The organism is Dapis purpurea BLCC-M126 (assembly GCF_050015975.1).
Taxonomy (GTDB): domain Bacteria; phylum Cyanobacteriota; class Cyanobacteriia; order Cyanobacteriales; family Microcoleaceae; genus Trichodesmium.
On record NZ_JBNHER010000300.1, the window covers coordinates 17,519 to 39,012 of the forward strand.

General features: G+C 33.6%; 21 protein-coding genes. 11 read left to right on the forward strand and 10 right to left on the reverse strand.

What is annotated here, in order from left to right; all coding sequences use genetic code 11:
• Positions 1–573: 573 nt before the first annotated feature.
• The 3 genes from ACP6PL_RS27175 (at position 574) to ACP6PL_RS27185 (ending at position 2,840) form a co-directional block, all read left to right on the forward strand.
• On the forward strand, positions 574–843 hold the full coding sequence (locus tag ACP6PL_RS27175; protein ID WP_426548462.1) for a (2Fe-2S) ferredoxin domain-containing protein: 270 nt from the start codon (positions 574–576) through the stop codon (positions 841–843).
• A gap of 305 nt (positions 844–1,148) precedes the next feature.
• Positions 1,149–1,676 carry a PAS domain-containing protein gene (locus ACP6PL_RS27180; RefSeq protein WP_426548463.1) on the forward strand — a complete coding sequence of 176 codons (528 nt, stop codon included), beginning with the start codon at positions 1,149–1,151 and terminating at the stop codon, positions 1,674–1,676.
• Positions 1,677–2,840, forward strand: coding sequence for a SpoIIE family protein phosphatase (locus ACP6PL_RS27185; RefSeq protein WP_426548464.1), 1,164 nt, complete (start codon positions 1,677–1,679; stop codon positions 2,838–2,840).
• Between the two features lie 242 nt (positions 2,841–3,082).
• Here the strand turns inward: ACP6PL_RS27185 and ACP6PL_RS27190 are convergent, their stop codons facing one another.
• Both ACP6PL_RS27190 and ACP6PL_RS27195 read right to left on the reverse strand, forming a co-directional pair.
• Entirely contained in the window at positions 3,083–3,379 is a 297-nt protein-coding gene (locus ACP6PL_RS27190; protein WP_426548465.1) for a Uma2 family endonuclease, read from the reverse strand.
• Positions 3,380–3,705: 326 nt separating this feature from the next.
• Positions 3,706–4,554: an alpha/beta fold hydrolase gene (locus ACP6PL_RS27195; protein ID WP_426548466.1), complete on the reverse strand. Its 849-nt coding sequence runs from the start codon at positions 4,552–4,554 to the stop codon at positions 3,706–3,708.
• Between the two features lie 781 nt (positions 4,555–5,335).
• On the opposite strand from ACP6PL_RS27195, the gene ACP6PL_RS27200 reads away from it, so the two are divergent.
• Complete coding sequence (locus tag ACP6PL_RS27200) at positions 5,336–5,917, forward strand: Uma2 family endonuclease (RefSeq protein WP_426548467.1); 582 nt, start codon at positions 5,336–5,338, stop codon at positions 5,915–5,917.
• Positions 5,918–6,047: 130 nt separating this feature from the next.
• Here ACP6PL_RS27200 and petA read toward each other — a convergent pair whose 3' ends face one another.
• Both petA and petC read right to left on the reverse strand, forming a co-directional pair.
• Positions 6,048–7,025, reverse strand: a complete 978-nt coding sequence (gene petA / locus ACP6PL_RS27205) for a cytochrome f (protein ID WP_426548468.1) — start codon at positions 7,023–7,025, stop codon at positions 6,048–6,050.
• Positions 7,026–7,156: 131 nt separating this feature from the next.
• Positions 7,157–7,696: a cytochrome b6-f complex iron-sulfur subunit gene (gene petC, locus ACP6PL_RS27210; RefSeq protein WP_426548469.1), complete on the reverse strand. Its 540-nt coding sequence runs from the start codon at positions 7,694–7,696 to the stop codon at positions 7,157–7,159.
• 473 nt (positions 7,697–8,169) lie between these two features.
• On the opposite strand from petC, the gene ACP6PL_RS27215 reads away from it, so the two are divergent.
• A complete protein-coding gene (locus ACP6PL_RS27215; protein ID WP_426548470.1) occupies positions 8,170–8,487 on the forward strand; it encodes a DUF3067 family protein in 318 nt (105 codons plus the stop codon).
• Positions 8,488–8,508: 21 nt separating this feature from the next.
• Here ACP6PL_RS27215 and ACP6PL_RS27220 read toward each other — a convergent pair whose 3' ends face one another.
• The gene (locus ACP6PL_RS27220) at positions 8,509–8,844 is read right to left on the reverse strand and encodes a tRNA-binding protein (RefSeq protein WP_426548471.1); all 336 of its coding nucleotides are present in this window, start codon (positions 8,842–8,844) and stop codon (positions 8,509–8,511) included.
• 340 nt (positions 8,845–9,184) lie between these two features.
• Here ACP6PL_RS27220 and ACP6PL_RS27225 point away from each other — a divergent pair, with 340 nt between their 5' ends.
• Positions 9,185–9,991 (forward strand): cyclic nucleotide-binding domain-containing protein, encoded by an 807-nt coding sequence (locus ACP6PL_RS27225; RefSeq protein WP_426548472.1) that lies wholly within the window; start codon positions 9,185–9,187, stop codon positions 9,989–9,991.
• 9 nt (positions 9,992–10,000) lie between these two features.
• Positions 10,001–11,473 (forward strand): mechanosensitive ion channel domain-containing protein, encoded by a 1,473-nt coding sequence (locus ACP6PL_RS27230; protein ID WP_426548473.1) that lies wholly within the window; start codon positions 10,001–10,003, stop codon positions 11,471–11,473.
• A 172-nt stretch (positions 11,474–11,645) separates the two neighbouring features.
• On the opposite strand, the gene ACP6PL_RS27235 is transcribed toward ACP6PL_RS27230, so the two are convergent.
• Positions 11,646–11,855, reverse strand: coding sequence for a TauD/TfdA family dioxygenase (locus tag ACP6PL_RS27235; RefSeq protein ID WP_426548486.1), 210 nt, complete (start codon positions 11,853–11,855; stop codon positions 11,646–11,648).
• 329 nt (positions 11,856–12,184) lie between these two features.
• Entirely contained in the window at positions 12,185–13,054 is an 870-nt protein-coding gene (gene tatC / locus ACP6PL_RS27240) for a twin-arginine translocase subunit TatC (protein ID WP_426548474.1), read from the reverse strand.
• A 501-nt stretch (positions 13,055–13,555) separates the two neighbouring features.
• On the opposite strand from tatC, the gene ACP6PL_RS27245 reads away from it, so the two are divergent.
• The gene (locus ACP6PL_RS27245; protein ID WP_426548475.1) at positions 13,556–14,920 is read left to right on the forward strand and encodes a CHAT domain-containing protein; all 1,365 of its coding nucleotides are present in this window, start codon (positions 13,556–13,558) and stop codon (positions 14,918–14,920) included.
• A gap of 632 nt (positions 14,921–15,552) precedes the next feature.
• On the opposite strand, the gene ACP6PL_RS27250 is transcribed toward ACP6PL_RS27245, so the two are convergent.
• Positions 15,553–16,548 (reverse strand): NAD(P)H-dependent glycerol-3-phosphate dehydrogenase, encoded by a 996-nt coding sequence (locus tag ACP6PL_RS27250; protein WP_426548476.1) that lies wholly within the window; start codon positions 16,546–16,548, stop codon positions 15,553–15,555.
• A 758-nt stretch (positions 16,549–17,306) separates the two neighbouring features.
• Here ACP6PL_RS27250 and ACP6PL_RS27255 point away from each other — a divergent pair.
• The 3 genes from ACP6PL_RS27255 (at position 17,307) to ACP6PL_RS27265 (ending at position 19,382) form a co-directional block, all read left to right on the forward strand.
• The gene (locus ACP6PL_RS27255; protein ID WP_426548477.1) at positions 17,307–17,816 is read left to right on the forward strand and encodes a hypothetical protein; all 510 of its coding nucleotides are present in this window, start codon (positions 17,307–17,309) and stop codon (positions 17,814–17,816) included.
• A 211-nt stretch (positions 17,817–18,027) separates the two neighbouring features.
• A complete protein-coding gene (locus ACP6PL_RS27260; protein WP_426548478.1) occupies positions 18,028–18,918 on the forward strand; it encodes a hypothetical protein in 891 nt (296 codons plus the stop codon).
• A 14-nt stretch (positions 18,919–18,932) separates the two neighbouring features.
• Entirely contained in the window at positions 18,933–19,382 is a 450-nt protein-coding gene (locus ACP6PL_RS27265; RefSeq protein WP_426548479.1) for a DUF2996 domain-containing protein, read from the forward strand.
• Here the strand turns inward: ACP6PL_RS27265 and ACP6PL_RS27270 are convergent.
• Together ACP6PL_RS27270 and ACP6PL_RS27275 are read right to left on the reverse strand one after the other, a co-directional pair.
• Entirely contained in the window at positions 19,379–20,206 is an 828-nt protein-coding gene (locus ACP6PL_RS27270) for an alpha/beta fold hydrolase (protein ID WP_426548480.1), read from the reverse strand. The genes ACP6PL_RS27265 and ACP6PL_RS27270 overlap by 4 nt on opposite strands.
• An 846-nt stretch (positions 20,207–21,052) precedes the next feature.
• Positions 21,053–21,208 carry a hypothetical protein gene (locus ACP6PL_RS27275; protein ID WP_426548481.1) on the reverse strand — a complete coding sequence of 52 codons (156 nt, stop codon included), beginning with the start codon at positions 21,206–21,208 and terminating at the stop codon, positions 21,053–21,055.
• Positions 21,209–21,494 lie beyond the last annotated feature (286 nt).

Genomic DNA, 21,494 nt, shown 5'->3' on the forward strand with positions numbered 1-21,494 from the left:
ATACACAAATAAAATAGGATTGCTATATGATATTTACCCTCTAAGTAGGAGTAAAAAATTATCACTCCCCATCTCCAAAAATATCTTCCTTTTTCTTTTTTATTGAGAGCTAGGATAGGCAAATTTAAAGAATTTTACTGTCAGGAATAAAAAAATAATCATTTGAATAAACCTTCTAGTAAGCATTCAGCCGTCAGCTTTCAGCTATAAGCTAAAGAAAGAAAGAAGTAAGAAAAGGAGGAAATATTGAAAAAAAAGGGAAAAATGATAATGATAGATATAGGTGTCTAAAATGAATTAGAGCAGCTCTTTTTAAGCATCTCTAATCAATATAATTTCTAGCATTCTTTTTTCACGCTTGGTACTAAGGTGTGGTTTTTATTGCTGAGAGCTGACAGCTAATAGCTGAATGCTTACACCTTCTATGAAAATTGGATTTAGTATTAGCTATTAAATTTTTTTCTTTATTCTCTTGAATCTTTAATTGCTAACTATTTTTAGGCTCCCTACTAGAAGAAAAAATACAAGTATGAAAAATCTCTCCTGTTCTCCATCGCCTACAAAAAAAGAACGATGAAAAAAGAAAATTTATACCTTTGTATGGGTTCTGCTTGTCATCAATTAGGAGTTTATGAAGTATTGCCAAAACTCCAAAGTATGATCAGTGAATATAAACTAGAAGACACAATAGAATTAAAAGGTTCCTTTTGTTTAGAAAGTTGTAGTGATGGAATTGTAATGAAATACAAAAACCAAGTATTTATCAAAATTAATTCCGAAAATATCGAACAAAAATTCCGAGATGAAATTTTACCTAGTATTAATAAAACAGTTAGTTATTAGTTAACTGTTTAAAAAGTTGTAGTGAAGGAATTTTGACGCAATACAAAAATCAAGAACTGATGAGGAATTTAGACAGCAAAAATATTTTCCCAACTGTTCAATGTTCCTTGCTATAGTATTATAAAAAAAATTAATTGTTAACTGATATAGCAGTCGAAGCAAAGGTTAGGACAGTTATAAATCCTGAAACCCTTTGATTGTCTACTGTTACCTGTTCCCTGTTCCCTGTTCCCTGTTGCCTATTCCCTAGCGCGTAGCGCTATAACTTATAACTGATAACTGATAAATTGGGGGAGTAAATTATTTTGAATAACGAAAAAAATATCTGGCAAATTATCTGGGAATATGACCCTAATGGTTTAATTGTTGTTGACACTCAGATGAATATTACTTTGGTCAATCCCGCATTTTGTAAGATGTTTAATGTTAACCAAGATGAAACTATTGGTAAACCAGCATCTACCATTTTAGAAGATTTAAAAGATTTCCAAAAAGTCTGGGAAAAAGATGAAGTAATTCGGGGGAGAGAAAAAAGATATCACCTAGAACATCATAAAAATTCAGAAACTGATATTTTGTATGTCAAAGAAGTCATATTTCCTATTCGTGACCAAAACTTAATTGCTTGTATCATGGTTGATATTACCCATGAATGGCAACGAAAACAAGAAATGATTAAGTTAAGAAATGAAACAGTTAGTAAAGTCAATGAAGTAGTAGACCATCAAATGAAAGTAGTGCAAGAAATTGCTGGATTATTAGGAGAAACAACTGCAGAAACGAAGGTTAGTTTATTAAAAATTATCAAAATGGTAAATCAGGAGACTGTCTAGATGGAAAATTTTTTAGACATTTACAACCTTAGTTTAAATAAAAAAGGCGAAGAATTATGTGGTGATAAAGTTAAATTCCGCAAGGCTGAAAATAAAGCTATTATTGTCCTATCTGATGGTTTGGGTAGTGGAGTTAAAGCTAATATTCTGGCTACTTTAACTACAGAAATTTTGATTAATATGTTGAATACCGAAGATATTTCTTTGGAAGAAGTGATAGAAACTGTCATCGGTACTTTGCCTATTTGTCAAGTTAGAAAAATTGCCTATGCTACTTTTACAGTTATTCAAATTAATCCCAAGAATAATAAATTTTTAGTGATTAATTTTGACAACCCACCTGTTTTATATTTTAAAAAAGGTAAATTAGTTCAGTTAGATATCAGAACTGAAAAAATCTTAGATAAAAAAATAACTTTTTCTGAAGGAAAGCTAGAAAAAGGTGATTTTTTGGGAGCTATTAGTGATGGAATTTTGTATGCAGGTCTTGGAGTTAGTTTAAATTTTGGTTGGGGTTGGGATAATATCGCTAAACATATCGAAAGTTTATTTATTAATCATACTCATACTGCGAGAAATATTGTTCAAAATGTAATTAAAAAAACTCATAATCTGTATGGAGGTAAAATTGGGGATGATGCCTCTTTCCTCGGAATTTATGTTAGGAAGAGAAATTCTGTAATGATATTTACAGGTCCGCCTCTAGATGAAAATAGAGATTTTGAATATGTAGAAAAATTATTAGATTTTCGTGGTCGGAGAGTCGTTTGTGGTGGTACAACAGGAAATATTGTGGCAAGTTTTCTAGGGGAAACTATTGAAATGGATATTGCCACAATGACTAAGGAAATGCCACCTATAGGTAAATTAAGTGGAATAGATTTAGTGACGGAAGGAATTTTAACTATTTCTAAATGTACAGATATTTTGAAAAAGTGTAATTGTGATTTTGGTAGGTTGCCTTCAGATAAAAGTGGCGCTGTAATGTTGGCAAAAGAAATATTGGAAGCTGATTCTATTTTATTTTTGGTAGGGCAGAAAATTAATGAATTTTATCAAAATCCTTTATTGCCGAAAAATATTTCAATTCGTCGCAATTTGATAGAAGATTTGGTTAAATATTTGCGGGAAAAACAGAAGGAGGTAACTATAGAATATTGTTAGTTAAGGTTAGCTGAAAAAAGAAGAGTAATGGGAGAGAGGGAAGTTTTGGGAGTTTAGTAAGAATTGGGATATGGAATCTTGTCTGCAAAAATACCAACTTTTTAAAGCTCTAACGACTGATACTAAATAGGGTTTATACAGACGCTTTATTATGAAAGTAAGGCAGAAGGGCTAGAAAGTAATCTAAAAGGTACTTTTGATAACCTGATTTTGTATCATACCCTGGATAACTTCTAAATTATTCAACGTAACCCCAGTTGTACTACTTCAATAACTTTCATTAAATTAGCTGTTAAGAAAGCAGTTTTATCTAACCATAACCCCGGAAAAATTTCACTACAAGTTATGCCTTCTAAATTAGGTTGAAGCTGAATATATTCTCCTGATTTTAACCTAAACCAATCAATTTCTCCATCTTCAACTCGCCAAACTAAATACTCTGGAACTTGATTACGACGATCAACTTTTAGCTTATCATGCACATCAATAGAAACACTACTCGCACCAATTTCTACAATTAATTCTAGCTTTTCTTCCACATACTCATCCTCACTAATAAAGGAAACGCACTCTACTGAACTGACACAGCTAAATTAAGGAGGCATCTTTAGAGCGAGGGGTAGGTAGGTTCATCTGATTAAATGTAAAGCTTCATTAATTTAACCTGGAACCCACCCCTACTATTGCAACATTTTAGTTGTGTCAAGCTACTACACTATTAGACATCTCCAAAAATAAAAAATTAAATCAATCCCATACGCAGAAACTGTCAATTCTTTCCTCCTAGTCCCTACTCCCTATTCCCTCTTTTCTAGAGATGTCTATTGATAATTCCAAGCAGTATTGAAATTGAGATAAATTCTTCCTAAACTTCTGTTCGCCTCAAAAATAATAGGAGTTCATCTATAATATTTCCTGACCAATGTTCCTGGGGATAATGTGCTGCATCTGGCAATTTAACTAACTTTCCATTCTCACAAATATTAGCTAAATTTTCCGCTTGGCTAATATCTAACCAAGGGTCTTTTATTCCCCAAATAATTAATGTTGGTTGCTGCCATCCTTTAAAGCCAGATTCAATTTCTGCCATTGATTTTTTTAAGTCTAATTTTTGCACAATTGCTAATATTGCTCTACCAGCAGCAGAACTTTTTAAATAAGGGCTACGATACACATCTAAATCTTCATCACTAACAACTAAACAACTTCCCTTTTCTAAAGTTCTATCTACAAATAGAGGGTCTTGAGTCAGCATATCTCCAACAAATGGTATCCCTAATTGTTGCATTTGCCAAGGTAATTTTGCAGCAGTAGAAATAGGAGTATTTAAAATAGTTAAACGTTCAATTTTTTCTGGATTTCGTAACGCATATTGTAAACCTACCGAGCCTAAAAATCCTTGCACAACTAGATAAAAACGCTCAAGTTGTAGACTATTAATTAATTCTGCTAAAGCCTTAATAAAAGCTTCTGGTGTGTAGGGAAAATCTCTTTTATCTAATTTAGGAGACAAACCACAACCTATCCAGTCAGGAGCGATCGCCCGATAACCTGCTTGAGCTAATTCAGGCATAATTACAGTCCAACTATGGCTTTGAGAAGGCAATCCATGTAATAGTAATATTGGCAATTTATCTGTTTCGGTGTCGGGTTTTGCTTCCCGATAAAACCATTCGAGGGAATCGACTGTTATATTTTTTTTCTCAATTGACATTTATTTTATTAATTTTTTGACTAGATTAACTTGGCGATTATATCATTTTATAGGGAGAATTTATCCTGATGCTATTAAACTACTTTTTTTTTGTAGGAAAGTTGACTACTTATAAAATAGTTAGTTATTCAGGGATTAAGATATTAAATCTTGTTTTGAAATACTAATTCAAATTCGGTAAGGCACGAGGCAGGATTGGTGATGATAGTATTTTCAGGCAATAATAATTAAAGCGCGATTTATCAAATTATTTCTTAATCTAATAAAAAAACTAAGATTCCAGTTAATCAAAAACTGATGTTTAGCTATTTGGATATGATTTCCAAAGCAGGCTATAAATAAGGGATATAAGTAAAGAAAATTTACTATTAATGAACCAGTCAGGCACTCAATTCTATTGCTACTTAATAGCACAAAAGGACATAAGTAAATAAGACATAATACAACAGCCATAAAACACAAGAAAATTTGCTCCGACTTTGAAGAACTCACAGATGGAATATTAATAATTAAACTTTTAGACCTTTTCTCCAGAATAACTAGACTTTCTGGAGGTTTTTGATAAGTTATATTTGTAATTCTCCTATTAAAGCCTGATTTTCCTTATTATCAACCGACAGTTATTTCTACAAAGTTTATTAATTTGTTTACCGATAAATAAAATTTTATAATTATATTCAGTCTTGACACAAAATTAATTGCATATTTATCATTTGGAGTATAATGTAGCGAAAATTGGTGGTAAAATAAATAAAAAAAATATAAAAAGAAATAATATCTAATGGTGACACAAATTAAAACTGAAAAATTATATTCTCCAGAAGAATATCTTTCTTTAGAAGTTAATTCAGAAGAAAAACATGAATATATTAATGGTGAAATTATTTCTATGATAGGTGGTACTCCTAATCATAACAAAATAGCAGGGAATTTATATGCAGCCTTAAACTTGGCTTTAAAACGTCAACCATATCAAGTTTTTATCACAGATCAACGACTTTGGATTCCTACGGAAAAAATCTACACTTATCCTGATGTAATGATAATTGAGGGTGAATTACAATTTCAGGAAGGAAGACGAGATACTCTAACTAATCCTATAATTATTGCCGAAGTTTTATCAACATCAACTGAGGGTTTTGATAGAGGTAAAAAATTTGCTGCCTACCGCACAATTTCAACTTTTAAAGAATATATTTTAATCGACCAATATACGATGCAGGTTGAGCAATTTACTAAAACAGAATCCGGACAATGGTTATTATCTGAATATAGAGGAGAAGAGAGTAAATTATCTCTAAAATTTATTGATTTTGAGATTACTTTAGCTGACTTATATGACAAGGTTAATTTTGATTCTTGAACCTAATATTTTGGGTTTCTTGAACACCCCTAAAATATCAGAAGGAGCAAAACATCAGAAATGAATTTAAACTCCACTCCTGATACTTTACTCCCCATCAGTTAATTTTTAACGGAAAAATTTAGCCAACCTAGAAATTCATTTCGGCAGCTTGAACTTTCTCCACTTGTTTCTTCTTCAAAACCAACATAATTTGAGCTAACATGACCAAGGCAAAAAATGCCATCAACCATTTAACTCGATTTGCATCTTGCAGTACAATTTCAGCATCCGCTTGACCAAAGCCACCAACATTGGGGTCATTAGTAATAACTTGACCTGCTTCAACAGTATCTCCTACACCAACCAAAAGTTCAGGACCTGGAGGAACTGTATCTACGATAGTCTCACCATCAGCAGTTTCGATAGTGATTTGATTACCAACATATTCTTCAAAAGTAATGTCAGTAATCTTACCACTAGCAGCTGCATTGTAAACAGTATTATTACTCTTATTACCAGCGGGATAAACCTGACCACGACCTCGGTTGCCTCCAGCATGAACAGCATATTTACCAAAGTGGATAGATTTATCTGTTGCTGGATCTGGAGATAAGAGAGGGAATACAACTTCTTGGTATTCATCCCCAGGCATTGGTCCGAATAAAAGAATATTTTCTTGGTTTTCAGAGTAAGGCATGAAGTAAAGATCCGCAACTTCTTCTCGCCACTCTTCAGGTATTCTATCTTCCGGTGCTACTTTGAAGCCATCAGGTAACATCAATACAGCACCTACATTTAAGCCACCTTTACTGCCATCTCCTAATACTTGTTCAACACTTGTGTCGTAAGGAATCTTGACAATGGCTTTAAATACTGTATCTGGTAGTACAGACTGAGGTACTTCTACTTCGGTAGGTTTAGCACCAATGTGACAGTTAGCACAAGCAAGTTTGCCTGTAGCTTCTCTAGGAGTTGCCGGAGCAGTTTCTTGTGCCCAGAATGGATAGGCATTTGCTGCCGGGGAACTTGTGAGAAATAGTGATATGGAAGCAATCGCTACTAACATTGTCTTGGCGATCTGCTTAACAAAACTACCCCATACGGCTGATAAATTTATTTTTGACATTACTTATTATGTCTTCTCTCAAAAATCTAAAACTTCTACAAATTTTACGTTATACCACCATTAACCATCAGGGGTATAACGGATAGCAGCTTTCTGCTTCAATGACTGATTATTTACCAGTCAAAAATTTCTTAAGCCCACCAAGGATCTTCCCCAGTCCGGAAATCTGTTTCTTCCCATTGAGTAAAGACCAGTTTATCATCACTAACATTGGTATGAACTAATGCTAGAGATAAAGGTGCTGGCCCCCTCACTACTTTGCCTGTACTGTCATACTGAGAGCCATGACAGGGACAAATAAATTTATTCTCACTACCATTCCAAGGTACAACACACCCTAGATGAGTACATACTGCATTTAACCCATAGTCAGCTAAGGTTTGGTCTCCTTCGATCACTACATAAGTAGGGTCTCCTTTGAATCCTTGGGCTAAAGTTCGTTCTCCAGGGTTATGACTGGCTAAAAACTCACTAACTATAATATCGTTACCAAGGGCATCTTTAGCTGTTACTCCACCACCAGCTCCACCACTAGATGGAGGAATAAAGTAGTTAACGACTGGATATAGGGCTCCGAGGGCTACCCCTGTTACAGTCCCAAAGGTGAGAAGATTCATAAATTGGCGACGCCCCATATCGGGTACATCTGGTGTTCCTTCTGCTTGAGCCATGAATACGTTGGGTGTTCTTTGTTAATTTACGTTAATTATGTGCAGACAAAAATATAATTGCTGTTAGCCTGCGACTACGGACAAGTTGACAATCTTCTATTAGATAGAACAATTCTGCCTTAAGGCCGTTTCCTGATTATTATTACATTGTTTTAACATTTACTCTTATTATTAAGAAATGTAAATATTTAGCAGGCAAGTAATATATAGATTATTGAGTTTTTAATAAAAATTTTATTATCATATCACAATAAAGCTGTGATGGAAACTAAACTCAATGGAAAATCTTAGGTGTAGATATGACCAAGAAATTATTTAACAAGCCTCCCCTTTCAAGGGGATAAAGTAGGAGATTTCGGATTTTAAGCCTCCTAATGAATTAGGGGATGATGTTACCTTTGCGTAGCATGACCTAGGAAATTTCTGACCTAGGAGCCTAACTGATAATTGATAACTAATAACTAATAACTGAAATGACAGGCGAGGAATTACACCAATTATTATTGGCAAAGTGGGGTAAGTCTTATGATATTCAACTACGACGGACAAAGGGCAAAATATTTGTGCAGGTGATGTGGAAGTATTTGGAACAAGCATCCTTTCCCATGACAGAAGCAGAATATTCTACCCATTTAGAGGCCATAGCCACCTACATCAACGGTTTTGGTGGTGTAGAAACTGTCAAGAATTACATTGAGAAGACAAAGGAAAGACCTAGGTTAGGTAAGGTAGTGAGTATTCCTTTAGATTTAGGTGAGAGAGCATCAGAATGGATGGTAGAAGAATTTTGATTTTTCTGTCAAATCAAAACGCTACAAAATTCTTAAGCCTATTGGCACATCTCGATCTGGTTGTATTAGCGCAACTTCTCCATGCTCCATCACTACTCCTAAAACTAAAACTTCAGACATAAAGTTAGCCACTTGACGTGGAGGCAGATTTGTGACTGCTAAAATTAGTTTGCCTACTAAATCTTGGGGAATATAGAGTTTTGTTAATCCAGCACTAGATTTTTTTATTCCCAATTCACCAAAATCTATCCAAAGTTTATAAGCTGGTTTTCTAGCTTGAGGAAATTCTTCGACGGTGATAATTTTTCCCACTCTTATTTCTATATCTTGAAAATTATTATAAGTGATTTGACTCATTTATTAATCTTCCCTAATCAATATTGAATAGTATAAATCAGTTAAGTATTTTCAGTCTTTAATTGCCTATAGATCTAAATAATAAATCAGGGATATTTGAAAGTATTTATTCGGATTAGACAACAATTTTATAGTTGCAAAAAAAGTTTCATAATTAGTTCAAAGCAGACTATTTATATCTAACTATTCTCTCCGAATAATTAAAAAAACTTTCCCCTCTCCACTCTACTTAACCTTATTTTTCCCTCCCATTCCCTGTTCCTTTTTATCTATTGCCATTTACGATCGCTATTAAACCGGATATGATATCAATATATGCAATAGAAAAAGGATAGATATAATGAACGAGGTAGTAAATGTTTTACTGAAACTAGAAGTATTTCATGAATTTTACACAGAGGAAATTCAAGCAATCAGTAACTATATATCTCGCCACCAATTCTTAGCAGGACAAGTGCTAATGAAAAAAGGAGAAATAGGAACTTATCTAGGAATTATTCTCCAAGGAGAAATCAATGTTGTCGAAGATTCAGAAGTATTAGTAACTCGAACTAAAGGAGAATTATTAGGAGAAATAGCATTAATTCAGGCACAACCAAGAAGTGCTAATGTGGTAGCTGTTAGTCATGGAGAAGTCGCTATAATTAGCTTTGATGATATTGAGAAAATTAAGAATACTCATCCGAAAATTGCCATTAAATTAATCAGTGTTTTGACAAAATCAACTTGGCAAAAATTGCAAGAAAGTAAAACCAAAAATAAAAATAATTATATAGTTATAATTGCCAATGCAAATGAATACTATCCGATCATAGATTTTATTGTTAAATATCAAGATTTTTGGCAAAATCATCCAATAGCAACTACCCCGAAATTAGCCCATATTTTATCCAAAGAAATTAATCTCAACATCAACATTGGCAAATATCTAGATTATCAAAGGTTGATTGGAACAGAAACAGCAGTTGGTTCCCTGATTATGTCAGGAAATGTATCAGCAGTTATCTATTTAAGAACACCCATATTAGCAGTAAAAAACCAACTAAATATAGAAGCATTTTTAATGTTATGTGACGTTTATCAAGTACCTTTAGCAACAAACCTATCAACAGCAAAGGCTATTTTGTCTTACTTAGAAAAGGATTAGCTGAAACCTATGAATCGAATATTTATAGAAATAGCAAATATATTTAATTTTTTAGTTCAAATCTTTCAAACAGAGATATTTGAATTAGGGAATCAATCATTCTCCATCAAGAATATTACTCAAATTATTTTCTCAATCATTGTAGTAATATTTTTATCCCGTACAATCAAAAAGTGGATGAATGAATGGATATTAGTTAGTCTAGGAGTAAAAAAAGGTACAAGAGAAGCGATCGCCACTATTATTAATTATATAATTACAATAGTTGGGGTTTTAATAGTTTTACATAACACAGGCATTGACTTAACTTCAATTACTGTGATTGCTGGTGCTTTAAGTATTGGTATAGGTATCGGACTTAAAAATATTATTAGTAACTTTATTAGTGGTTTAACAATTCTGATTGCCCAACCAATTAAAGTAGGAGATTTTATCGAAGTTGATGACTTATCAGGAATAGTAGAAAAAACTTTAATCCGATCAACTGTAATCCGCACTCTTGATGGTATTTTTGTCATTGTTCCCAATAATTGTCTGGTAGAAAAAGATATTATTAATTGGAGTCACAAAGACCCAAGATGTCGTCTACATATTCCTATTGGAGTTGCTTATGGTAGCGATACAATCTTAGTAACAGAAGCACTTTTAGATGCAGCTAGAAAGGAAAAAAAAGTCTTATCAAATCCTTCACCTAAAGTTTGGTTTAAAGGGTTTGGAGATAGTGCCTTAAATTTTGAACTATTAGTCTGGATTAAATATCCTTCTCTTACAGATCCAATCAAAAGTTCTTTAAATTTTTCAATTGACTCAGAATTACGTTCTCGGAATATTCAAGTTCCTTTTCCTCAAAGAGATTTACATATTCGCAATATTAACGATTTAATTCAAAAGCATCAAAAAGCCGAATTAACAACATTTCAAAAAAATCAGATAAGCCAGTCAATTTCCCTAGTCAAAAATCTACCAAAGACTAAATACAAAAGCTCAGAATCGAATTTACGAGATTTATTACGACAGATTAGTTATTTCAAGAATTGTAATAGTATAGAACTACGAGATGTGATTGAAAATGGATATAGAAAAATTATTCCTAGAAGTGAAATAATTTGTAGAGAGGGAGAACCAGGAGACTCATTTTATATTATACTTTCTGGGTCGGTAGAAGTATTTTCAGAAAAGGCAAATAAGTATATTACGACTAGATACGCAGGAGAATTTATTGGAGAAATGTCACCACTTTTAGGGATTACTCGTACAGCTAGTCTTCGTGCTCTAGAAGATACAATATTATTTGTAGTAGACCAAGAAAATCTACAAAATCTTTTGGCAAAACATCAAAGACTAGCGGACAAAATTCCTGAAGAATTATCCCAACGTTTAGAGACTTTAAAAAATTTAGGATTACTCCATGATCAAACAACCTCTCAAAAAACAGCTCTGGTTTGGGTAAGGAACCGAATTTATAATTTATTTGGCATATAAATAAGGAGATGGGGAGATGGGGATATAGCTAGATTCCTATATTTGCATATTTGCACAATTTTTTGTATTTCATATAAAATAAACAGTTTATTTTTGGTACTATGGGAGTAAGTAGTAGAGAAATGTTAATACTGTATAATTTGATTTGAAACTTTTTTGAGCAAACTATATTTTAGTAGAGTTGAGAAGCTGGAGTAAATTTTTCTGTACTATCAAGAAAAAAGATGTGCATCAACCTTTGGTCATTTTCATAGATATGCCAAAGTGTTCCACTATGAAGTATTTCTCGGTTATTCCAGATAGCAAAATCTCCCACTTCCCATTTGAGAGAAAAAACTTGAATTGATTTAATTAAAACTTTTGCAAGAGGTCTATTCTTTATAGCCTAATCAACTTTATAGCGAAACTACCACCTAAGTTAAGAGTGACTTACTGCTCCACCTAATATAGCGTTACTTATTAAGGTTAAGACATTTCTAGAAACCCTTTGACAGTTTACTATTCCCTATTCCCTATTCCCTATTCCCTAGCGCTATAGACTTTGAGTCAAAGGGTCAGTTGAAGGATTTAAAACAGTTGGTAGTGAATCAAGAAAGTGTAGGAATGATAAGATAATTATTGTTCCTAAATACTTTCAATTATCATAGCAAAAATCATCAACTTTTACTGCTAGTACAACCGCTACTAATATCTCAGTAAAGGTAGTATTTTTTATTTGCCAATTAACTTAACAACCAAACTACCTCCTAGATAAAGAGCAACTACTGCTCCGCCCAATAAACTTTGAGTCAAAGGGTCAGTTGAAGGAGTTAAAACAGCTCCTAAAACTGCAGCTCCTAACAATACATATCTCCAACCAGAGAGCATTTGTTGAGAAGTAACTATTCCCACAATACCTAATAAGAATTGTAGGATCGGAATTTGAAATGCTAATGCTGTACTAAACATTAATAACAATACAAATTCAAAGTATCTTTCAATTGACCATGCTTGTTCTACTACTGCCGAACCATAACCAATAAAAAATTTCAAAGCTGCTGGTACAATTGCAAAATAAGCAAATACTAATCCCAATCCAAATAAGACTGTAGAACCTAAGAAAATTGGTCCGAGAAATCTTCTTTCTCTAATAGTTAAACCAGGTAGGACAAACTTAACTACTTGATAAAGTATAAAGGGACTTGCTAAAAGAAGACCACTATATGCAGCTACTTTAATAGTGACAAAAAAGTATTCTCCTGGAGCGAGTTGGAGAAATTTTACTCCCTGGGCAGGAATTTCTAAAAATTTGACAATGGGTTTAACCACAACAAAGCAACTAATAATAGCTAATACTGCTGCTATTAAAGAATAAAATATCCGCATTCGTAACTCTTCGAGATGGTCAAAAATAGACATCTCTACTTCATCGGGAACTTGATCAAGATAATCATTTTCTTCTGAATTTTGGCGATCGCCAAAGTCTTGCGAAGTAATATCGCCCACTTTATCAGACCTAATCTCTGGCTCTTTTAAACTTATAGGTGCTAAATTATTATTATTTGAATCTTCTGGAGGAGTGTTAATTTCTGGAGGTGTCATTTCAGTTATTAGTTATTAGTTATTAGTTATGAATACATCCTGCTGTATTGGGAGGCTGGAAATACTGAAGTTTATTTTTTTTCATCCCCTATCCAAAGGGAGGCTATCAATCTTATTTTTTTGTCATATTTGTTTTGGATTTTCGATTAATTATACATAAAAGTTATGATTTTTCACAGTGTAGACTATTGTATAGAGATTAGTAATAACATAAATTTTCTCTGATCCAGTTTCACTGTAAACTAGGTAAATAAATCAGACTTGAAAATAAAGATCGGGAATGAGAATTTTATTACTTACATAATTTACACAGACTGAATTTTAACTTATTTAAGCTTTGCTTTTTAATTTCTGTATTTTTTTTAATCCTCAATCCTAAAGATCAGGAAAACACAAAAGCTAAGTTCTGACACCAACAGTAAAATTGCTATCTTTAAGCTATCCATAAATTTTCGACTGAATCATAATTGATAGATTTGGCAAAAAACAGGAAGTTAAATTATGTTTAACAATAGATGGAAAAAAAATCTAATTTTATCTTTCCTATTTACATTAGTTTACCTAAGTACCATTACCTTACATATTATCCTACCAAAACAAATAGCATTTGCTATTCAAGAATCAGAGTGGGATAAACTATTAGAAAATCAGGCTGTCCAAGAAATTGTCAATAGAATCGAGCAAACTTGGGAAAAAGCTTATGAAAATTACTTTGGTGCAAATCTCTCAAGTTTTACTTTAACCGCTGAAACTATTGCTAAACAACTTTATCTATGGCAATATCAAACGGATAAAAACCCTGCTGTAATTTGGGTATGGCCTCGCAAAAAACAAATACAATTAGTGTTAATCACTCCCAATCAAATACCAGTTATATACAGTATTACTGATGCCGAGCGAAAAACTGTATTAAATACAGTAAAAATATTGACTGGGGAAATAGTAGATCCAAGAATGCGTCACACAGAATCATATCTCAAACCAGCTCAAAAACTTTATCGGTGGATAGTCACTCCCATTGAGTCAGAATTAGAAAAGCAACAAGTAGATACTATTCTTTTTTGTTTAGGACCTGGTTTACGTAGTTTAGCATTATCAGCATTACATGATGGAGAAAAATTTCTCATAGAAAAGTATAGTGTCGCTCTGATTACCGCTTTTAATATGATTGAAACCGATTATAATCAGAGAAAAAATATGCAAGTATTAGGGATGGGAGCATCAGAATTTATTGACCATCAATCTCTACCTGCTGTACCAACAGAGTTAAAACAAATCACACAAAAATTGTGGCAAGGAGAGGCATTTATTAATCAGGATTTTACAGTTGAAAATTTACAAGAGCAACGACAAAAACGGAAATTTGGAATTATTCATCTAGCTACTCATGCTGAGTTTAGATCAGGCAAACCAAGTAATTCTTATATTCAATTTTGGCAGAAAGAAAAACTGGAATTAGACGATATTAGAAATTTACAATGGCATCAACCTAAAGTAGAATTATTGGTATTAAGTGCTTGTAAAACTGCAGTGGGAGATAAACAAGCAGAATTAGGTTTTGCCGGGTTAGCTGTGCAAGCTGGAGTTAAATCTGCCCTGGCAAGTCTTTGGTATGTTAGTGATGTGGGAACTTTGGCTTTAATGAATGAATTTTATCAACATTTTCAAAAAATTCTACTCAAAGCTGAGGCACTTCGACAAGCACAAATAGCAATGTTAAAAGGTAAAGTAAATTTGAGAAAAGATGAGTTATATGGTTCTAATAGTCGGGTAAAATTGCCACAGGAGTTAGCAGTATATAGAGATGCAAATTTATCTCATCCTTATTATTGGGCAGCTTTTACTATTATTGGTAATCCTTGGTAATGTCAAAAATTTTTGTTCTGAATTTACCCCACCGAGGAGCTAAGGCTCGGTAGGAATCCCCGCGCTTTTTAGGCTGGGGAAGATGTCAATATGTTCGGGCTTTATACCATTTTGAAAAAAGAATGTTACGAATAATAAGGACGATAAAAAGATTTTACAGGAGATGTCCCTTTGACTAAAAAGATGATTTATGAACTAAAAAAAAGCATCGAAGCTATTCCCATACGACTCCTGACTCCTGACTCCTAAAAAATACCCTTTCTATTTGTAACAAACATTTATTAAATTGGTATTAGATGAGTTATGAAAAAATTTCAGCAGCAGGGAAAAAAACTAATTTTCCTAGACTACAGGATTAGGATTTCCGACATTTTAGCTCTTTTATTCTCCTTAATATCACAAATATTTTTTTAATCATAAAATTGAAACTAAAAACAAATTACCAAAATATTATGGTTTAAAACCTCTCCTTTTAAGGGGATAATAAATAACAATTTTCCTGTTCGTCAATCCTCTTCTTTTCAAGGAGAGGTAATTCTCAATTCTCAATTCTCAATTCTCAATTGTTGAATAATCCGCAACATTTTTGGCCTTTTAACTTAGAAGAAGTGACAAAACTCAAGCTTGCAAAGTTAAAACTCTTGTTTTAAATCTCTTTCCATTAAAGCTTCCACAGCTTCTTCTGGAGTAATCTTACCATTCAACAATAAAAAAACTTGGGTAGAAATAGGCAGAGGAATTTCCTCTCGATTAGAAATATTCATCAAAACATTAGTAGTATTAACACCCTCGGCAGTACCAGGTAATTCCTGTAAAATTTCCTCCAAACTTTTTCCCTGTGCCAAACCATAACCAACCCGATAATTTCTACTCAAAGAACTACTACAGGTTGCCAACATATCTCCTAAACCAGATAACCCAAAAAAGGTTTCAGTTTTTCCACCTAAATGAGTACCAATACGAATAATTTCTGTCAAAGCACGAGTTAATAAAGCTGATTTAGCATTCGTACCAAGTTCTAAACCATCACAAACTCCACTAGCAATAGCAATGACATTTTTTAAAGTTCCACCTAACTCCGTACCTATCGGATCGGAACTACTATAAACCCGAAATAAACCAGAAGCAAAAATATTTTGTACCGCCGTTGCTGCTGCCTTATTTTTACTAGCAACTACCGTTGCTGCTGGTAATTTATCATCAATTTCTTTTGATAAATTAGGACCGGATAAAACCACCACAGGATTATGAGGAAAATTAGCTTCCCAAATCTGAGAAGGAGTACGAGTTGTTTCTGTATCTAATCCTTTTGTAGCAGTAACAAGAATTACTTTTTCTGCTAAACCAATCTTTTTAATTTTCTCAGCAGTTTCATTAACTCCTTTCATAGAAATTGCCGAAACTATTATATCAACATCCTTTAGTACCTGTTCTAAACTTACATTTAAGCTACGAGACCATAAATATATTTCATGTTGATTATGACCTGCTAATTTTGCTAAAGCTGAACCCCATGCACCTCCTCCTATAACTGCTAAATTTGCTTTTTTATTTGATATTGGATAAGCAGATTCTAGAGTTAGAATAACTTCTCTTCTTTTATCAGTTTGAGATATTTTATTTGTCATAGTTTATTGATTTAATCTATTTAATGAGTTTTGATATAAGCACCCAAACAAAATTGTTTCCCTAGCCTAATTTGATGTGAGGTATACAGTCTAAGTGATTCCTACTCACAAAATGTGTAATTGATTTTGTTTACCTGCTTAGAAAAACCCTATTTTTGTTACAGGCAAACAATATATTTGAATTAGATAATAGGTATAATAGAGAATTCTATAAAATAAATAATTCTTGAATTTAACTATTAAAAAAGATACCTGAATAAAGTAGAAAATTATGCAAATAATTATTTTTAGCACCTTTTTCCTAACAAAATATTACCTCTTACCGAAATATTGTGGTTTAAAGCCTCCCCTTGGATAGGGGATAATAAATAAAAATTTTCCTGTTTGTCAATCCTATCCGTTTTCAAGGAGAGGTAATTCTCAATTCTTAATTCTCAATTCTCAATTCTTGAACTTTTGCCTACTCCTGAAAAAAAAATATATATAGCAATCCGTGCATTGGTCCTGACAGTTTTAATAATCGTTAATTTGAGCCCTTAACCTTGAAAGTTCTAACTCTTGTAAGAACGATTTCCGTTTTCATGCTCCTAATTATGTGAATCGCCCCTACGACTCCTTAATAGGATTGCTATAGCAATTCATTTTGCTTGATAAAGTTTCCTCGGCCATTACAAAAAATTAAATATACACAAATTGTGCAATTTTAAGAGAAAATTGTAACAACAACCTCAAATATAAATTTATAGGAGAGATGTCTAATGATATTCGGTCATCGATTACCCAAAATATTAGCTCCAGTATTAATTAGCCTATTACTACTAACATCTGCTTGTGGTGGAGGTAAACAACCCAGTCGCTTCGACCAAGCCCAACAACAAAGCAAAACAGAACGTCCCTCCCAAGCAAAACAAGTATCTGGTGGTAGTCTAAACAAATACTTCCCATCATCAAGTGGCGACTATAAACTCAACTATGCTCAAGAGAAAAAAGGTTTTGCTCAAGCAAGTCTTAAAAAAGATGGAAAAGAAGTAGCAGTTATGTCTATCAACGACATCTCTGCTTCCCCCACTGCTGCCAACAAATTCCAAAATAGCAGCAAAAAAATCGGAGGATATCCAGCAGTAGAACAAGGTAAAACAACCACTGCTGTATTAGTAGATAATCGTTTTCAGGTAAAAGCTCAATCAAAAGACCCCTCATTTACACCCAGCGATCGCGAAGCATGGCTAAAGAAATTTAATCTGAGTGGTCTATCTAGTCTCAAATAAAAAAATTCTGCCCCAATACTGAAAAAAGTGTCTTCCTATATATCACTTTAAACTTTTGAACAAGAAATAAGGTCAATAGCCTCCCAAATAAAGGGAGATAAAAAGGAAAATTCAGATTTTCTTGCCTCTGGTTTTAGCCATAGGTACTGTTAACACAGTTCAGCCCGAGGAGGCTAACTGATAACTGATAACTGAAATTAAGGAGCCTCAAATGAGCAAACCAATCTTTGAATTAGTCGATGAACTGCCCTCTGACAATCTTACAATTAAATCCTTACGCGCCTTAGACTTTGTTGTTCCTGGAGAGTGGGATAACTTAGTAGGATTTGAAAATACCATCCGCACTGTAACAGGGGAAGACGACGAAGACCTAATTCAACAAATAGGCGATCGAGCTGTAATTCTTTTCAATGACAAAGCTCAAGGATATCAACGTGCTTTGTGGCTATACCAAACTGTTAGTGGAGCTGGCCGTGCTTTAGGTGCAGCTTCCTTAGCTAATATGGTAGGTGATAAAATTCCTCTTGTCGGAGGTTTGTTAACTAGCCTTACTCCTAAACCAGGAAAAGCTCAAACTATCGATCTATCTCTGAAAGTAGTTGCAGAATTATTAGGTTTCTGTTCCATCAATGGCATTCCCGGAGATAGTATTGGTGATTTTGTCGGTGCTCTAGGAGATTATAGTGGAGAATCTTTGATGCGGTTAGCAGCCTTAGTCTGTTTTGATGGTTTAATTCCTTTAGGGCCAGATTTTCTAGGTGCTGCTGCTGACTGGATAGATGGACTTTCGCCCTCAGACTTAGAAGAAAATCAAGGTTTCCGGGAAATGGAAGATGCCATTCCTGGCGATGATAAAGATAGTAAGTTGGGCTTTATTGGAGAAGCTTTTGGTTCTGTTTCTGGTTGGATGGGAGATTTTGTCAGTGATCGGGGCATTACACCAGAAAATGTGGCCAATAGCTTGCAAAGTTTCGTAGAATTTAGCGATGATAAATTGGACTATTTGGCTGCATTCCTAGATGTGAGTACCAATTATTATGAACATACAGGAGTTCAAACCCTGGCTCGTCGTTTAATAGAACGAGCTTATGCAGAAATTTAACCAAGGAAGCATTTATGGCAGAAGAACAAGAAGCTAAAAAAACCGAAACTAAGCCTGCTGGAGGTAAGGTCAAACCAGAAAAGCCCCCTGCTGTCGAAGATAAGCCTTTTGCTGAGTTTGTGCAGCAAGATTATTTCCCAGCTTTACAGCAAGCTCTAACTAAAGAAGGTATTGAGGATCTTGATCTAAATCTAGTGAAGCAAAAACTACCTATGATTGACTTTGGTTCATCTGAGGAATGTTGGCAAGTGGTGGGTAAATTCCAAAAAGGCCAGCGTCAGTTCAATGTATATTTCCCCAAAAAGGATATTAAAGGCCCTAGAGCTTTCTCCTGTGCTGATAATGGAACTAAACCTGCTACCCTGGAACCTTTTTTAATTGATGAGCGTAAAATTACTCTGAAATTATTGGTATCTGGTGTGGTTCAACGCTTGAATGCTCAAAAGTGGCTTAGTTTAAACTAAATACTTAAGGTAGTAGAGACTCTATTTGTTCTTAATTCCACTAAATTATTCCCCCACTGGCCTCGAATAATTTCATAAAGGTCTACGTCTGCTTCTAGCAGGCAGGCGTGGCCACTGTTAGGAAGGACAACCATTTGAGCTTCAGGCAAATGCTGGACTAAAAATTTAGCCTCTGATACTGATGGTAAAAGTCGGTCTACAGCACTAGCAATAATTAATGTAGACTTTGGGAAATTTTTTAGTTGATTTTTGTCTATCTTAAATGAGCGCATTAACTCGAACCGCCAAATGGAAGTCTGTTGAGAAACTGACTGCATAGCCTCCAGTAGTGCTTGACGTTCCTTTCGTTGTATTCGACCTAAGGCTCCTAAAAACGGTAAAGTTGCTGTTACAGATAATTGATATAGATAGCTTGGTAGATATTGGGTGAGATATGAGCCGTATTTTACTATAGGTTCTTGACTAAATGAAGTAGCTGAATTGACTAAAATAAGTTTGTCCAATAAATCAGGAAAAGTTAGGGCAATTTTGAGAGCTAAACATCCACCAAAAGATTCTCCACATAAATAAACAGGTCTTTTGGGTACTGCTTCCTGTTCAATTTTAATCAAGTCTATTGTTTTCTCGGATAACCAATCCCAACTCGATAAATCATTTTGTGGGATACTGAGACACCGAATATCAAAAGCAGTTGATAATCTGGAAAGTTGCGATCGCAACAATTTACCTGTACCGTCCATAGCAGGTAGGAAAATAAATAGAGGTAATTTTGGTTGAGAGGCAGTTGGCCTTAAAAAACTAATTTTACTACTTTCTACTTGCATGATTGAATACAGATATAAATTAGTAATGATTGATAAATTAATAACTAATAGTTGAGATATCTAAGTAACTTCTGATTTAGCTTATACTTTGATGAGATTTTTATTTTTTTGTGATTTACCTAATTATTACTTAATGATTAGTTATTTTTCACTTAAAATGACTACCTAAACAATTAAGTTATTTAATTATTAAATTTGTACAGGAGTAAGAGTAATTTTTTGTGTTATTTTCTTAGAATAAAAATATAAGTCATCAACTAAAATCAACGAATATTCAAGGATTAAACACAGACTTCTGCCAGTAAACTAGTAATTTCTTGGCTAACATAATTAGTCATATCATTAAATAAATGTTTAGCAGATTTTCCTTGATACTGTTGACAGTGTAAAGCTATAACCTACAATGGACATAAACATGATATCTGAGGATTGATCAACTATTCCAGGATGTCATTCAGATTGATTAAACAAAGGTTCTGAAGGTTCTGAAGGATCAAAAAAACTTAATAATTTCAAGGGTATTCTGGAAGAAATTAACTGCTCATCATATGAAGCGCTCATTACTGGTCATATTGCCAGATTTGATACTGGCGCTCGTAGAGCCAAATGGGCAAATCTTCTTTGAAAATCACCAACAAAATTAGGATGGTTCAACAATTAATAATTAATAATTAATTATTACCTCTTCTTATAAAGAAGAGTATTGGGCTAAAAAAAAATTTTTTCTTTTTTTTCATCAATGGAGAGGCTTTATACCTTGATTTTTCGGTAAATTTCACCATAGGTGGAGCACCTTCATGGCAATACTCCAACTATTTCGTGAGCTTCTAATAATTTTATTACCTGTTAGAAAAAATGCTTTTTTCTATGAGTAGGATAATCTAAAGGAAAACCTCCTAAACCAGTCGCTACTTCCCATACCAAAGGTACTTGGCTCATATAGTGATGGCAGGCAAATAGGATTTGACGATTAAAGGACACTGCAATTAACGAAGGGTCCATAAAACTACCATGGTTAGTTACAAGAAGCATGCCTAATGTTGAAGGAATTCGGTTAAATAAAAGTTCTACTGCCAATAGTAGCTAAGAACAAACGGGAAATTAAGGATGTGTTATTTGCTTAGATCCCCATTTTGCCTCTAACTAGAGAATCAATTCTAGAATTTGGATAAATAGATATTCTGTAAGAATCATAACACCAAAATACCAATAGTTAAAATTTCTTTGAGAAATTCTAGAAGAACAATACAAGAGCATTACTGTTAGGGTAGGGGATATTATTGCCTCG

What these genes read in the sequence shown, in the direction of transcription:
- ACP6PL_RS27175 (WP_426548462.1), top strand. Translation starts at nt 574, where the DNA reads ATGAAAAAAGAAAATTTATACCTTTGTATGGGTTCTGCTTGTCATCAA.
- ACP6PL_RS27185 (WP_426548464.1), top strand. Translation starts at nt 1,677, where the DNA reads ATGGAAAATTTTTTAGACATTTACAACCTTAGTTTAAATAAAAAAGGC.
- ACP6PL_RS27195 (WP_426548466.1), bottom strand. Translation starts at nt 4,554, where the DNA reads ATGTCAATTGAGAAAAAAAATATAACAGTCGATTCCCTCGAATGGTTT.
- ACP6PL_RS27200 (WP_426548467.1), top strand. Translation starts at nt 5,336, where the DNA reads ATGGTGACACAAATTAAAACTGAAAAATTATATTCTCCAGAAGAATAT.
- petA (WP_426548468.1), bottom strand. Translation starts at nt 7,025, where the DNA reads ATGTCAAAAATAAATTTATCAGCCGTATGGGGTAGTTTTGTTAAGCAG.
- petC (WP_426548469.1), bottom strand. Translation starts at nt 7,696, where the DNA reads ATGGCTCAAGCAGAAGGAACACCAGATGTACCCGATATGGGGCGTCGC.
- ACP6PL_RS27215 (WP_426548470.1), top strand. Translation starts at nt 8,170, where the DNA reads ATGACAGGCGAGGAATTACACCAATTATTATTGGCAAAGTGGGGTAAG.
- ACP6PL_RS27220 (WP_426548471.1), bottom strand. Translation starts at nt 8,844, where the DNA reads ATGAGTCAAATCACTTATAATAATTTTCAAGATATAGAAATAAGAGTG.
- ACP6PL_RS27225 (WP_426548472.1), top strand. Translation starts at nt 9,185, where the DNA reads ATGAACGAGGTAGTAAATGTTTTACTGAAACTAGAAGTATTTCATGAA.
- ACP6PL_RS27230 (WP_426548473.1), top strand. Translation starts at nt 10,001, where the DNA reads ATGAATCGAATATTTATAGAAATAGCAAATATATTTAATTTTTTAGTT.
- tatC (WP_426548474.1), bottom strand. Translation starts at nt 13,054, where the DNA reads ATGACACCTCCAGAAATTAACACTCCTCCAGAAGATTCAAATAATAAT.
- ACP6PL_RS27245 (WP_426548475.1), top strand. Translation starts at nt 13,556, where the DNA reads ATGTTTAACAATAGATGGAAAAAAAATCTAATTTTATCTTTCCTATTT.
- ACP6PL_RS27250 (WP_426548476.1), bottom strand. Translation starts at nt 16,548, where the DNA reads ATGACAAATAAAATATCTCAAACTGATAAAAGAAGAGAAGTTATTCTA.
- ACP6PL_RS27255 (WP_426548477.1), top strand. Translation starts at nt 17,307, where the DNA reads ATGATATTCGGTCATCGATTACCCAAAATATTAGCTCCAGTATTAATT.
- ACP6PL_RS27260 (WP_426548478.1), top strand. Translation starts at nt 18,028, where the DNA reads ATGAGCAAACCAATCTTTGAATTAGTCGATGAACTGCCCTCTGACAAT.
- ACP6PL_RS27265 (WP_426548479.1), top strand. Translation starts at nt 18,933, where the DNA reads ATGGCAGAAGAACAAGAAGCTAAAAAAACCGAAACTAAGCCTGCTGGA.
- ACP6PL_RS27270 (WP_426548480.1), bottom strand. Translation starts at nt 20,206, where the DNA reads ATGCAAGTAGAAAGTAGTAAAATTAGTTTTTTAAGGCCAACTGCCTCT.
- ACP6PL_RS27275 (WP_426548481.1), bottom strand. Translation starts at nt 21,208, where the DNA reads ATGGACCCTTCGTTAATTGCAGTGTCCTTTAATCGTCAAATCCTATTT.